9 protein-coding genes are annotated in these 13743 nt (G+C 72.8%); 2 read left to right on the forward strand and 7 right to left on the reverse strand.

The genetic code is table 11. The features are described 5' to 3' along the window. Positions 1 to 517: 517 nt before the first annotated feature. The 6 genes from AB0P07_RS36580 to AB0P07_RS36605 form a co-directional block, all read right to left on the reverse strand. The gene (locus tag AB0P07_RS36580; RefSeq protein ID WP_365558703.1) at positions 518 to 1501 is read right to left on the reverse strand and encodes a WYL domain-containing protein; all 984 of its coding nucleotides are present in this window, start codon (positions 1499 to 1501) and stop codon (positions 518 to 520) included. A gap of 72 nt (positions 1502 to 1573) precedes the next feature. Further along, positions 1574 to 4279 carry a pyruvate dehydrogenase (acetyl-transferring), homodimeric type gene (gene aceE, locus AB0P07_RS36585; RefSeq protein ID WP_365558705.1) on the reverse strand — a complete coding sequence of 902 codons (2706 nt, stop codon included), beginning with the start codon at positions 4277 to 4279 and terminating at the stop codon, positions 1574 to 1576. A gap of 358 nt (positions 4280 to 4637) precedes the next feature. Beyond that, a complete protein-coding gene (locus AB0P07_RS36590) occupies positions 4638 to 5261 on the reverse strand; it encodes a GntR family transcriptional regulator (protein WP_031030713.1) in 624 nt (207 codons plus the stop codon). Between the two features lie 212 nt (positions 5262 to 5473). Continuing rightward, positions 5474 to 7276 (reverse strand): 2-oxoglutarate dehydrogenase, E2 component, dihydrolipoamide succinyltransferase, encoded by a 1803-nt coding sequence (gene sucB / locus AB0P07_RS36595; protein ID WP_365558708.1) that lies wholly within the window; start codon positions 7274 to 7276, stop codon positions 5474 to 5476. Between the two features lie 63 nt (positions 7277 to 7339). Then, on the reverse strand, positions 7340 to 8728 hold the full coding sequence (gene lpdA / locus AB0P07_RS36600; protein WP_365558711.1) for a dihydrolipoyl dehydrogenase: 1389 nt from the start codon (positions 8726 to 8728) through the stop codon (positions 7340 to 7342). A 308-nt stretch (positions 8729 to 9036) separates the two neighbouring features. Continuing rightward, positions 9037 to 10575: a leucyl aminopeptidase gene (locus tag AB0P07_RS36605; protein ID WP_365558714.1), complete on the reverse strand. Its 1539-nt coding sequence runs from the start codon at positions 10573 to 10575 to the stop codon at positions 9037 to 9039. A 250-nt stretch (positions 10576 to 10825) separates the two neighbouring features. On the opposite strand from AB0P07_RS36605, the gene AB0P07_RS36610 reads away from it, so the two are divergent. Continuing rightward, a complete protein-coding gene (locus tag AB0P07_RS36610) occupies positions 10826 to 11617 on the forward strand; it encodes an endo alpha-1,4 polygalactosaminidase (protein ID WP_365558717.1) in 792 nt (263 codons plus the stop codon). Between the two features lie 49 nt (positions 11618 to 11666). Here the strand turns inward: AB0P07_RS36610 and AB0P07_RS36615 are convergent, their stop codons facing one another. Next, complete coding sequence (locus tag AB0P07_RS36615; protein ID WP_365558720.1) at positions 11667 to 12449, reverse strand: adenosylcobinamide-GDP ribazoletransferase; 783 nt, start codon at positions 12447 to 12449, stop codon at positions 11667 to 11669. A 71-nt stretch (positions 12450 to 12520) separates the two neighbouring features. On the opposite strand from AB0P07_RS36615, the gene AB0P07_RS36620 reads away from it, so the two are divergent. Continuing rightward, positions 12521 to 13261: a hypothetical protein gene (locus AB0P07_RS36620; protein WP_365558722.1), complete on the forward strand. Its 741-nt coding sequence runs from the start codon at positions 12521 to 12523 to the stop codon at positions 13259 to 13261. Positions 13262 to 13743 lie beyond the last annotated feature (482 nt).

The raw sequence follows: 13743 nt of genomic DNA on the forward strand, positions 1-13743 counted from the left end.
CGGACACCCCCCGACCCGACCCCTCCTCGCCGTACGCGGCTCTCCCCCGCCCCACGCCACTGCCCCGTCCCCGCCGTACGCGGCTCCCCGCCGCCCTCGCCGCCCCAGCTGCAGGCAGTCCGCCACGCCACCGCCGCTGCTGCTGGCGGCAGTCGCCATGCCTGCCGCCCCCGCTGCTGGCAGTCGCCATGCCTGCCGCCCCCGCTGCTGGCAGTCCGCCACGCCTGCCGCCCCAGCTGCAGGGAGTCCGCCACGCCACCGCCGCTGCTGCTGGCGGCAGTCGCCATGCCTGCCGCCCCCGCTGCGGGCAGGCGTGCCGCTGGGGCGGCACGGGTGGGCGCTGGGGGTACCTCCCAGGCCGTTCAGGCCCGTTCAGGCACTGGGGGGTAGGCACCCCACAAGGCCGGGCTGCGCTTCCCACCCGCGCCCGCACCCGCGCCCGGGCACCTCGTCGGCGCCGGGCCGCGTGACCCGCCCCACGCCCGCGCCGGGTGTCACGCCGCAGCACCCCGTCGGCTCACCTCCCGTACAACCCCGCCAGCCGCCCCGCATCCTGAGCGAAGCGTTCCCGCAGGGCCGTCGGCGCCAGTACCTCCACCTCCGGTCCGAGCCGGCGGAGCTGCTCGTGCGCGACCTCCTCCGACTCCACCGGCAGCGTCACCGTCACCCAGCCGTCCGCGTCCGGCGCCTCCGCGGCGTCCAGCGCCTCCCGGGCGGACAGCGCGTCGACGGCGTACGGCAGCCTGCGCACGCCGTCGGCAGACAGCCGCGCCACGACCTCCGCCCGCAGGATCGACCGTGCGAACTGCCCGGCCCGCTCCGCCCAGAACGCGGGCAGGTCGAAGCCCCCGTCCCGCTCGAAGCGCTCCCCGCCCGCCTCCACCGCCGTGAAGCGGTCGATGCGGTACACGCGGAAGACATCGTCACCCGTCGCCCGCGCGACCCTCGCGCACAGGTACCAGACCCCGGCCTTCAACACGAGGCCGTACGGCTCCAGCTCCCGGACGACCTCCTCCTCCCCGCGCCGGTAACGCGCCGAGAACCGCCGGTCGTCCCAGACCGCCTCCGCGACCGCGGGCAGCAGCTCGGGCGTCTCCGGCTCGCGGAACCAGTTCGGCGCGTCCAGGTGGAACCGCTGCGCCGCCGTACGGGAGGCGTCCCGCAGGGAGGGGAGCAGGGCCGCCGACACCTTCAGGCGGGCTGCCGAGGCCGCGTCCTCCAGGCCCATCTCGCGCAGCGCCCCGGGGACCCCGGACAGGAACAGCGCCTCCGCCTCGCCCCGGGCGAGCCCGGTCAGCCGGGTGCGGTAGCCGCCGATCAGGCGGTAGCCGCCGGCCCGGCCGCGCTCCGCGTACACCGGCACACCCGCCTCCGACAGGGCCTGCGCGTCCCGTGTGACGGTTCGCTCCGAGACCTCCAGCTCCCGGGCCAGCTCGGCGGCGGTCATGGCCGGGCGGGACTGGAGGAGCAGCACCATCTTGATCAGGCGGGCAGCACGCATCCCCACATGATGCCGGAGGATGCGGAAGGCCCCCGCCGGGGTGGGGCGGGGGCCTGCTCGCAGTGCCGGGGCCTACAGGCCGTAGCGCTCGCGCGCCTCCTTCACGGCCGTCGCCTTGACCTCGCCGCGCTTGGCGAGCTGGGCCAGGGCCGCGACCACGATGGACTCGGCGTCCACCCCGAAGTGGCGGCGGGCGGCGTCACGGGTGTCCGACAGGCCGAAGCCGTCGGCACCGAGCGACGAGTAGTCCTGCTCGACCCACTGCGCGATCTGGTCCGGGACCTGGCGCATGTAGTCGGAGACCGCGAGGACCGGGCCCTCGGCGCCCTGCAGCGCCCGGCGGACGTACGGCACCCGCTCCTCGCCGCGCAGCAGCGCCGCGTCGGCGTCCATGGCGTCCCGGCGCAGCTCGGTCCAGGAGGTCGCGGACCACACGTCGGCGGCCACGCCCCACTCCTCGGCGAGCAGCCGCTGCGCCTCGAGCGTCCAGTGGATCGCCGTGCCGGAGCCCAGCAGCTGGATGCGCGGGGCGTTCGCGGCCGGGGTCAGGCCCGCCGTCTCCGCCGTGTTGAAGCGGTACAGGCCCTTGACGATGCCCTCGTCGACGCCGGCGCCGGACGGCTTGGCCGGCTGCGGCATCGGCTCGTTGTAGACCGTCAGGTAGTAGAAGACGTTCGGGTCCTCACCCGGGGCCGCCTCGCCGTACATGCGGCGCAGACCGTCCTTGACGATCGTCGCGATCTCGTACGCGAACGCCGGGTCGTAGGAGAGGGCGGCGGGGTTGGTCGCCGCGATGGCGGGGGAGTGGCCGTCCGCGTGCTGGAGGCCCTCACCGGTGAGGGTGGTGCGGCCCGCGGTGGCACCGACCAGGAAGCCGCGGCCCAGCTGGTCGCCGAGCTGCCACATCTGGTCGGCCGTGCGCTGCCAGCCGAACATCGAGTAGAAGATGTAGAACGGGATCATCGCCTCGCCGTGCGTCGCGTACGCGGTGGACGCGGCGATGAAGTCGGCCATCGAACCGGCCTCGGTGATCCCCTCGTTGAGGATCTGGCCGTTCTTGGCCTCCTTGTAGTACATCAGCTGGTCGCGGTCGACCGGCTCGTACGTCTGGCCCTTGGGCGAGTAGATGCCCAGGGACGGGAAGAGGCTCTCCATGCCGAAGGTGCGCGCCTCGTCGGGGACGATCGGCACCCAGCGCTTGCCGGTCTCCTTGTCGCGGACCAGGTCCTTGACCAGGCGGACGAAGGCCATGGTCGTCGCGACGCTCTGCGAGCCGGAGCCCTTGTCGAAGGCCGCGAAGGCCTTGTCCGCGGGGGCGGGCAGCGGGGCGAGGGGGTGCACGCGACGGGCGGGGGCCGGACCGCCGAGGGCGGCGCGGCGCTCCTGGAGGTAGCGGACCTCGGGGGAGTCGGCGCCCGGGTGGCCGTAGGGGACCACGCCGTCGACGAAGGCGCTGTCCGCGATCGGCAGGCCGAGCAGGTCGCGCATGTCCTTGAACTCGTCCACCGAGAGCTTCTTCATCTGGTGGTTGGCGTTCTTCGACGCGAAGCCGGTGCCGAGGGTGTGGCCCTTGACCGTCTGGGCCAGGATCACGGTCGGCGCGCCCTTGTGGGCGAGCGCGGCCTTGTACGCGGCGTACACCTTGCGGGACTCGTGACCGCCGCGCGAGAAGTGGAAGCAGTCGAGGATCTTGTCGTCGGACAGGAGCTTCGCCATCTCGGCGAGCTGCGGGTCCTTGTTGAAGAAGTCCTCGCGGATGTAGGCGGCGTCGCGGGTCTGGTACGTCTGGACCTGCGCGTCCGGTACCTCGCGCAGACGGCGTACCAGCGCGCCGGTGGTGTCGAGCTGGAACAGCTCGTCCCAGGCGGTGCCCCACAGCGACTTGACGACGTTCCAGCCGGCGCCGCGGAACTGGGCCTCCAGCTCCTGCACGATCTTGAAGTTGGCGCGGACCGGACCGTCGAGGCGCTGCAGGTTGCAGTTGATGACGAAGGTCAGGTTGTCCAGGCCCTCACGGGAGGCGAGGGTGAGCGCGGTGGTGGACTCCGGCTCGTCCATCTCGCCGTCGCCGAGGAACGCCCACACGTGGGAGTTCGTCAGGTCCTTGATGCCGCGGCTGGTCAGGTAGCGGTTGAACCGCGCCTGGTAGATCGCGGAGATCGGGCCGAGGCCCATCGAGACGGTGGGGAACTCCCACAGCCAGGGCAGCCGGCGCGGGTGCGGGTAGGACGGCAGACCGTTGCCGCCGGCCTCGCGGCGGAAGTTGTCCAGCTGCTCCTCGTTCAGGCGGCCGTCGAGGAAGGCGCGGGCGTAGATGCCGGGGGAGGCGTGGCCCTGAATGTAGAGCTGGTCGCCGGAGCCGTCCCCCTCCTTGCCCTTGAAGAAGTGGTTGAAGCCGGTCTCGTAGAGCCAGGCCGCGGAGGCGAAGGTGGCGATGTGGCCGCCGACGCCGTGCTTGCTGCCGCGGGTCACCATCGCCGCCGCGTTCCAGCGGTTCCACGCGGTGATCCGCTGCTCCATCGCCTCGTCGCCTTCCACGGCGGGCTCGGCGGAGGTGGGGATGGTGTTGACGTAGTCGGTCTCGAGGAGCTTCGGCAGCGCGAGGCCGGCGCCCTCGGCGCGCTCCAGCGTGCGGCGCATCAGGTACGCGGCACGGTGCGGCCCGGCCGCCTTGGCGACGGCGTCCAGGGAGGCCTGCCACTCGGCGGTCTCCTCGGGGTCGCGGTCCGGGAGCTGGTCGAGCTCGCTCGGCTGGATGGCTTTCGGGTCGGTCGTCATGTCGCCGCCTTCCTCAGTCGAAGGGGGTTCCCTCATCGTCAAGGGTTCGGGGGTGCCCTAGGTCTTTGGCAGGACAGGGCTGGGCTCCGGTGGGAGTCCAAGCGTGACTGTAACTCCCTGATCGATGATCGATCAAAGGGTTGAGGGGCAAAACCTCTTGATCACGAGAAAGTCGGCACGGGGTGCCTTCGGCGGTGGCACGGGGTGACCTTGAAGTTGGGGGTTTGTGCAGGTGAGCGCGGTGCGGCTCGGGTGGTTCGGCTGTGTGGCGCCTGCGGGTGCGTCGTGGTTGATCACGCCCGCGCGGCGGAGCCGCACATCGATACAGCCCCGCGCCCCGGGAAGGCTGCGCCGTTCTTCAGGGGCGCGGCGCGCAGCCCAGGACGTGGGACTTGACGATCTCCGGGATGCGCGGGTCCCGGCGGCGGAAGGCGGCGACCAGCTCCTCGTGCTCCTCCGCGTACGACTGCTGCACCGTCCCCAGCCACCGTATCGACAACGCCGTGAACACCTCGATCCCCAGCCCCTCCCACGTGTGCAGCAGCACCGAGTTGCCCGCAGCCCGCACCAGCTCCCGGTGGAAGCCCACCGTGTGCCGCACCTGGCCCGTGCCGTCGGAGACCCGGTCGGCCTCGTACAGCGCGGCGACGTGCGGTTCCAGGGCCGAGCAGTCCACGGCGAGCCGGTCCGCCGCCAGCTCGGCCGCGATCGCCTCCAGACCGGCCCGGACCGGGTAGCTCTCCTCCAGGTCGGCGGCGGTCAGGTTCCGCACCCGTACGCCCTTGTTCGGCGCGGACTCGATCAGCCGCAGCGACTCCAGCTCCCGCAGCGCCTCCCGGACCGGCGTCTGGCTGACCTCCAGCTCGGTCGCGATCCGCCGCTCCACGATCCGCTCGCCCGGCTGCCAGCGCCCGCTGATGATCCCTTCCAGGATGTGCTCGCGGATCTGTTCGCGCAGCGAGTGGACGACGGGCGCGGTCATGGGAGCTCCTTCGGGAGGGTCCCCTTCGGACCCCTGGGGCGGCTGACGTTGAGCAACAATACGGCCGTCACGGCGAGCGGGAAGGGCGCATGGGGGCGCTTTTACGCAGGTGAGACGAGACTTACACAGCGTGCCCCGGCCGGAACACGGCGGTGCCCCCGCCCGGGAGGATCCGGGCGGGGGCACCGTACAGGCCCGCTGGCGGGGAGAGACTACAGGCCGAGCTCGACCTCGAACTCGCCCGCCTCCAGGATCGCCTTGACCGCAGTCAGGTAGCGGGCGGCGTCGGCGCCGTCCACCAGACGGTGGTCGTAGGACAGGGTCAGGTACGTCATGTCGCGGACGCCGATGACCGGGCCGTCCTCCGTCTCGATGACGGCCGGACGCTTGACCGTGGCACCGATGCCGAGGATGGCGACCTGGCCCGGCGGCACGATGATCGTGTCGAACAGCGCGCCGCGCGAACCGGTGTTGCTGATGGTGAAGGTCGCACCCGCCAGCTCGTCCGGGCTGATCTTGCTGGCCCGCACCTTGCCCGCCAGGTCGGCGGTCGCCTTGGCGATGCCGGCCAGGTTCAGGTCACCGGCGTTCTTGATGACCGGGGTCATCAGGCCCTTCTCGGAGTCCACCGCGATACCGATGTTCTCGGTGTCGAAGTAGGTGATGGTCCCCTCGGCCTCGTTGATCTTGGCGTTGATCGGCGCGTGCGCCTTCAGCGCCTGGGCCGCCGCCTTGACGAAGAACGGCATCGGCGACAGCTTGACGCCCTCACGTGCCGCGAACGCGTCCTTGGCACGGGCGCGCAGCTTCATCAGACGGGTGACGTCGACCTCGACGACCGACGACAGCTGGGCCTGCTCGTGCAGCGCCTTGACCATGTTGTCGCCGATGACCTTGCGGATGCGCGGCATCTTGACGGTCTGGCCACGCAGCGGGGAGGCCTCCAGGACGGGGGCCTTCTTCGCGGCGGGCGCGGCGGGGGCGGCGGCCGCCGGAGCCGGGGCGGCCTTCGCGGCCTCGGCGGCGGCGACGACGTCCTGCTTGCGGATACGGCCGCCGACGCCGGTGCCCTTGACGGTGGACAGGTCGACGCCGTTCTCGGCGGCGAGCTTGCGCACCAGCGGGGTGACGTACGCGCCGTCGTCCACGGGCTGGGCGGCGGCCGGGGCAGCCGGAGCGGCGGCCGGGGCCGGCGCGGGCGCCGGGGCGGCGGGCTGGGCGGCGGGAGCCGGCGGCGCCTGCGGAGCCGGGGCGGCCGGAGCCGGAGCGGCCTGTGCGGGAGCCGGGGCCGGAGCCGCCGGAGCCGGGGTGGGCTCGGGCTGGGCCGGGGCTTCCTGGGCCGGGGCTTCCTGGGCCGGGGCCGCGGGGGCGGCCGGGGCAGCCGCCGGGGCGGCACCCGCCGCACCGATGACGGCGAGCTTGGCGCCGACCTCCGCGGTCTCGTCCTCGCCGACCACGATCTCCAGCAGGGTGCCGGAGGCGGGCGCCGGGATCTCGGTGTCGACCTTGTCGGTCGAGACCTCGAGCAGCGGCTCGTCGGCCTCGACGCTGTCACCGACCGACTTCAGCCAGCGGGTGACGGTGCCCTCGGTGACGGACTCGCCGAGCGCGGGCAGGACGACGTCCGTGCCCTCGGCGGAGCCACCGGCGGCGGCTTCGGCGGTGGGAGCGGACGCCGGGGCGGCCTGCTCGGTGGAGGGGGCGGCCGGGGCGGGCTCGGGGGCCGGCTCGGCGACCTGCTCGGCCTGCGGGGCCGGCTCGGCGGCGGGGGCGCCGGAGCCGTCGTCGATCAGCGCCAGCTCGGCGCCGACCTCGACGGTCTCGTCCTCGGCGACCTTGATGGAGGACAGCACGCCGGAGGCGGGCGCCGGGATCTCGGTGTCGACCTTGTCGGTCGAGACCTCGAGCAACGGCTCGTCGGCCTCGACACGCTCACCCTCGGCCTTCAGCCAACGGGTGACGGTGCCCTCGGTGACGCTCTCGCCGAGCGCCGGCAGGGTTACGGAAACCGCCATGGTTTCGGTTGCTCCTTACGAAAGTGCGGAAGTCTGTGTCGTCGCGCCCGAAGACCTGAGCGGTCAGTCGTGCATGTGGAGCGGCTTGCCGGCCAGCGCCAGGTGGGCCTCGCCGAGCGCCTCGTTCTGCGTCGGGTGGGCGTGGATGAGCTGAGCCACCTCGGCCGGCAGCGCCTCCCAGTTGTAGATCAGCTGCGCCTCGCCGACCTGCTCGCCCATACGGTCGCCGACCATGTGGACGCCGACCACGGCACCGTCCTTGACCTGGACGAGCTTGATCTCGCCCGCGGTCTTCAGGATGCGGCTCTTGCCGTTGCCGCCGAGCGGGAACTTGATCGAGACGACCTTGTCCGCGCCGTAGACCTCCTTCGCCCTGGCCTCCGTGAGACCGACGGAGGCGACCTCCGGGTGGCAGTACGTCACCCGCGGCACGCCGTCGTAGTCGACCGGGACGGTCTTCAGGCCGGCGAGCCGCTCCGCCACCAGGATGCCCTCGGCGAAGCCGACGTGCGCGAGCTGGAGGGTGGGAACGAGGTCACCGACGGCGGAGATGGTCGGGACGTTGGTCCGCATGTACTCGTCCACGAGGACGAAGCCGCGGTCCATCGCGACGCCGTTCTCCTCGTAGCCCAGGCCCTGCGAGACCGGGCCGCGGCCGATGGCGACGAGCAGGACCTCGGCCTCGAACTCCTTGCCGTCGGCGAGGGTGACCCTGACGCCGTCCTGGGTGTACTCCGCCTTCTGGAAGAAGGTGCCCAGGTTGAACTTGATGCCCCGCTTGCGGAAGGCGCGCTCCAGGAGCTTGGAGCTGTTCTCGTCCTCGACCGGGACCAGGTGCTTGAGGCCCTCGATGACCGTGACCTCGGAACCGAAGGACTTCCACGCGGAGGCGAACTCCACGCCGATGACGCCACCGCCCAGGACGATCGCGGACTTCGGCACGCGGTCCAGCGTGAGGGCGTGGTCCGAGGAGATGATCCGGTTGCCGTCGATCTCCAGGCCCGGCAGCGTCTTCGGCACGGAGCCGGTCGCGAGCAGGACGTGGCGGCCCTCGACGCGCCGACCGTCGACGTCGACAGAGGTGGGGGAGGAGAGGCGGCCCTCCCCCTCGATGTAGGTGATCTTGCGGGAGGCGACCAGACCCTGCAGGCCCTTGTACAGGCCGGCGATCACCTCGTCCTTGTACTTGTGCACGCCCGCCATGTCGACGCCCTCGAAGGACGTCTTGACGCCGAACTGCTCGCTCTCGCGGGACTGGTCGGCGACCTCGCCCGCGTGGAGCAGGGCCTTGGTGGGGATGCAACCGTTGTGCAGGCAGGTGCCGCCAAGCTTGTTCTTCTCGATCAGGGCGACGTCCAGGCCCAGCTGCGCCCCGCGCAGGGCCGCAGCGTAACCACCGCTGCCACCGCCGAGGATCACTAGGTCGAAAACGGTGCTGGCGTCGTTCGCCACGTCACGTCCTCCATGCATGTGCGCCACGCCGGTCTCCAGTGACCGGTCGGCGGCTGGTGTCCGGCCGCTCTTTGTTCTCGGCCCTTGGGTGGGCCCTGTCCTGCCGGGCCCCATCTTCGCACTTGTGAGAGACGAACGAGACGTGGGGCCGGGGTGTGAGACACCCCACGTTCACATGAGCGGACTCCCCTGGGGTTCTTCTCGGCCGACGCCGGGACAGCCCACCAAGGGGCGCGGGGAACCGCGCGACGAGCCACGACGGGCCCGCAGCCGCGCAATCACCCGCACCCCGAGTTCTCAGGCGTACGTCAGCCGAGATCGCCGAGGGCAACCCGCTCGGCAACCCGCACCAGCGTCCGCACCGCCGTCCCCGTACCGCCCTTCGGCGTGTACCCGAACGGCCCGCCCTCGTTGAAGGCCGGACCCGCGATGTCCAGGTGCGCCCACGTGATGCCCTCGCCGACGAACTCCCGCAGGAACAGACCGGCCACCAGACCGCCGCCCATCCGCTCACCCATGTTCGCGATGTCCGCGGTCGGCGAGTCCATGCCCTTGCGCAGGTGCTCCGGCAGCGGCATCGGCCACGCCGGCTCGCCCGACTCCTCCGCCGCCTCGTGCACCGCGGAGCGGAACGCGTCGTCGTTCGCCATGATCCCGTACGTCCGGCTGCCCAGCGCCAGCATCATCGCTCCGGTCAGCGTCGCCACGTCGATGATCGCGTCCGGCTTCTCCAGCGAGGCCGCCCACAGCGCGTCGGCGAGCACGAGCCGGCCCTCGGCGTCGGTGTTGAGCACCTCCACCGTCTTGCCGCTGTACATGCGCAGCACGTCACCCGGGCGCGTCGCCGAGCCCGACGGCATGTTCTCGGCCAGCGCCAGCCAGCCGGTCACGTTGACCTCCAGGCCGAGCCGCGCGGCGGCGACGACCGCGGCGAACACGGCTGCGGCGCCCGCCATGTCGCACTTCATCGTCTCGTTGTGCCCGGCCGGCTTCAGCGAGATGCCGCCCGAGTCGTACGTGATGCCCTTGCCGACGAAGGCGAGGGACTTCTTCGCCTTGGACGAGGTGTACGACAGCTTCACCAGCCGCGGACCCGACGCCGAACCGGCGCCGACGCCGAGGATGCCGCCGTAGCCGCCCTTGGTGAGCGCCTTCTCGTCGAGCACCTGCACCTTGATGCCGTGCTCCTTGGCCGCGGCCTGCGCCACCGCCGCGAACGCCTCCGGGTTCAGGTCGTTCGGCGGGGTGTTGACGAGGTCGCGGGCGCGGTTCAGCTCCTCGGCGACCGCCGCCGCACGCTCGATCGCGGCCTTGTACGCCTTGTCGCGGGGCTTGCCGCCCAGCAGCGCGGCCTCCGCCAGCGGGGCCTTGCCGTTGCCGTTGCCCTTGGCGGCCTTGGTCTCCTTCGCGGACTCCTTGTACGCGTCGAAGGAGTACGCGCCGAGCAGCACGCCCTCGGCGACGACACCGGCGTCGGCGGCCTCCGTGAGCGGCAGGGCGAAGGCGGCCTTCTTGGCGCCGGCCAGCGCACGGGCGGCCGCGCCGGCGGCCCTGCGCAGCGTCTCCGCGTCGAAGCCGGCGTCCTTCTCGGGCTCGGCACCGAGGCCCACCGCCACGACGACGGGTGCCTTGAAGCCGGACGGCGCGGGCAGCTTCGTCACCTCGCCCTCGGCGCCCGAGGCGCCGAGGGTCTCCAGGACGCCGGCGAGCCGGCCGTCGTACGCCTTGTCCACGGCTTCGGCGCCCGGTGCGACGGACGGGCCGTTCGCGCCCTTGGCGACACCGATCACGATCGCGTCGGCCCGGAGGCCGGGCGCCGCGGCGGTGGAGAGAGTGAGAGCAGTCACGGTGGTGAAATCTCGCTTCCGTATGAAGTCTGGTGTGGCCGAATGCGGGTGGGTCGACCGGGCCCGACATCCGACCCTAGATCCCTCCTGCGATGCGGTCCTCGCCTGGGCAGGCGAACACTCGGCACGAGCCTACGCTCGCCCCCGGCCGCACCCCCTCCCGCGGGGCCGCGGTTTCCGCGCCGAGCCGTCGATGAGAGATCATTCCGGGAGTACGCCGCCGCCCCAACCGCACTCTGGAGCAACCCCTGTGAGACGCCCGGTCCTGTCGACAGCCCTCCTGCTGCTGCTCGCGGGCTGCACGTCGGCCCCCGGCGACGACGGCGCCGGCGGCGGGGACGCCGGACACTGGCGGCCGACGCCGGGCACCGCCTGGCAGTGGCAGCTCAGCGGCACACTGGACACGTCCGTGGACGTGCCGGTCTACGACATCGACGGCTTCGACCACGACAAGGCCACGGTCGCGGGTCTGCACGAGGACGGACGCAAGGTCATCTGCTACGTCTCCACCGGCGCCTGGGAGGACTTCCGGCCCGACGCCGACGCGTTCCCGGCGCAGGTGCTGGGCAAGGGCAACGGCTGGGAGGGCGAGCGGTGGCTGGACATCCGCGCGACGGACGTCCTTGAGCCGCTGATGGCCGAGCGCCTCGACATGTGCCGCGACAAGGGCTTCGACGCCGTGGAGCCGGACAACATGGACGGCTACAAGAACGACACCGGCTTCCCGCTCACCGGCGACGACCAGCTCCGCTACAACCGGCTGATCGCCGAGCTCGCCCACGACCGCGGGATGGCCGTCGGGCTGAAGAACGACCTGGACCAGATCCCGGAACTCGTCGACGACTTCGACTTCGCCGTCAACGAGCAGTGCGCCCAGTACGGCGAGTGCGCCGACAACCGGCCGTTCGTCGACGCGGGCAAGGCGGTCTTCCACGTCGAGTACGAGCTGCCGACGGAACGCTTCTGCGCCGACTCCCGTGAGCTGCGGCTCAGTTCGATGCTGAAGAGGTACGAACTGGACGCGTGGCGCGAGGCCTGCTGAGGCCGGCTGAGGCCTGCCGGGGCCTGCCGGGGCCTGCGCCTCGCACCGGTCAGCCCAGGACCAGTACCACCAGCGCGGTCGTGGCCGCCGTCTCCGCCACCCCGCCGAAGACGTCGCCCGTGACGCCGCCGAAGCGGCGGACGCAGTGCCGCAGCAGCAGTTCGGCGAGGGCGATCGCGCACACGACGGCGAGTGCGGTGCGCAGGGCGTCGTACGGGCCCAGGGACGCGCCCGCCGCCGCGGCGGCCAGGGTGACGGCCGCCGCCGCGGTCAGCGCCCGGCCGCTCGGGACGACTCCGGCGACCGCCGCGCCCAGTCCCTCCGGGCGGGCGGCGGGCACCCCGGCCCGGGCCGCCGTCGTGAGGGCCAGCCGGGCGGCGGTCGCCGACACCACGGCGGCGAGCGCGCCCCGCGCCCACGAGCCGTCGTAGGCCTGGGCGAGGGCGGCCACCTGGGCGAGGAGCGTGAACAGGAGGGTGAGTACGCCGAACGGCCCGATGTCCGACTGCTTCATGATCCGCAGGGCGTCCTCGGCGGGTTTGCCGCTGCCCAGACCGTCGGCGGTGTCGGCCAGCCCGTCCAGATGCAGTCCGCGGGTGAGCACGGCGGGGACGGCGGCCGTGGCGACCGCGGCGAGCAGGCTCCCGGCGCCCAGCGCGAGCAGCAGCAGCCCGGCGGCCGCGGCGAGGACGCCCACCGTCAGCCCGGCCAGCGGGGCGCACAGCATGCCGCCGCGCGCGGCGTCGCGGTCCCAGCGGGCCACCTTGACCGGGAGCACGGTGAGAGTGCCGAAGGCGAACCGGAGGCCGTCGGCGGAGGGAGTCCTGAGCACCGGCGCAGACTACCCGGCAGTCGGCGGGGCGTTGCCGGGCCCCGGTGGACATATCGCCGTAGCGTGCGCACATGGGAGATTGGTGGCAGCGCAACATCATGGAACCGGGCAAGCTGCCGCTGCTCCTCGCGCTGACGGCGTTCGTGCTGACGTTCGTGGTCACGCGGGTCATCACCCGTCTGATCCGGGCGGGCCGGGGGCCCTTCGGCAACGTCAAGGCGGGCGGGGTGCACGTCCATCACGTGGTCCCCGGGATCGTCCTCACCGTCGTCGGCGGCTTCGCCGCGGTCGCGGGAGGGCGGCACGGGTTCGGGTCCGCGGTCGCGGCGGTGGTCTTCGGCATGGGCGCGGGGCTCGTCCTGGACGAGTTCGCGCTGATCCTGCACCTCGACGACGTCTACTGGACCGAGGCGGGGCGCAAGAGCGTGGAGGTCGTGGTGCTCACCGCGGCCCTGGTCGGGCTGGTCCTGGCGGGCTTCACGCCCTTCGGCGTCGACGGTGTGAGCCAGGACGAGTTGCAGGACCGCGCGAACGTCATCGCGACGGTTGCCGGGAACTTCCTCTTCTCCCTCCTCGCCCTGGCCAAGGGCAAGGCGCGAATCGCGATCTTCGGAGTCATCGTGCCCGTGATCGCGCTGGTCGGCGCGGTCCGCCTGGCCCGCCCCGGCTCCCCGTGGGCCCGCCGCTTCTACGCCCGCCGCCCGCGCGCCCGCGCGAAGGCCCGCCTCCGCGCCTACCGCCACGACCGCCGCTGGTCCGGCCCCCGCCGCGCCGTCCAGGACTGGATCGGCGGCCGCCCGGACCCACGGTGACGATGCCGATGCCTCCGGCGGTGGCGCGGGGTGCCTGCGGCGCGGGTGCAGGTGCCTTCGGCGGTGGTGGGGGTGCCTGCGGCGCCGGTGCAGGTGCCTTCGGCGGTGGTGCGGGGTTCGCGTGGGTGGTGGGGTGCCTGCGGCGCCGGTGCGGGCGTCTTGGGCGGTGGGTGATGGGGGTGCCTGCGGCGCCGGTGCGGGTGCCTTCGGTGGTGGTGGGGATGCCTGCGGCGGCTTGTGCGGGGTGCGTGGTGGTGGGGGGTGCCTGCGGCGCCTGTGCGGGGTGCGGGGTGCCTGCGGCGGTGGTGCGGGGTGCCTGCGGCGCCGGTGCGGGTTGGGTGGGGGTGCGCGTGGCGCCTTGGGGTGCGTGGTGGGTCGGGGTCGGGTCGGGGGGTGTCCGTCCTCGGAACGGCGCGGAATCGGTCGGCCACAGATCTTCCCCGGCGTTGACGCGCCAACCGCTGCGGGCGGACACCCCCCGA

The organism is Streptomyces sp. NPDC085944 (genome assembly GCF_040686295.1).
Taxonomy (GTDB): Bacteria; Actinomycetota; Actinomycetes; order Streptomycetales; family Streptomycetaceae; genus Streptomyces; species Streptomyces salinarius.

Coding starts and splice junctions, on each gene's coding strand:
- sucB (WP_365558708.1), bottom strand. CDS start 7,276: ATGGCGGTTTCCGTAACCCTGCCGGCGCTCGGCGAGAGCGTCACCGAG.
- AB0P07_RS36620 (WP_365558722.1), top strand. CDS start 12,521: ATGGGAGATTGGTGGCAGCGCAACATCATGGAACCGGGCAAGCTGCCG.
- aceE (WP_365558705.1), bottom strand. CDS start 4,279: ATGACGACCGACCCGAAAGCCATCCAGCCGAGCGAGCTCGACCAGCTC.
- AB0P07_RS36580 (WP_365558703.1), bottom strand. CDS start 1,501: ATGCGTGCTGCCCGCCTGATCAAGATGGTGCTGCTCCTCCAGTCCCGC.
- AB0P07_RS36590 (WP_031030713.1), bottom strand. CDS start 5,261: ATGACCGCGCCCGTCGTCCACTCGCTGCGCGAACAGATCCGCGAGCAC.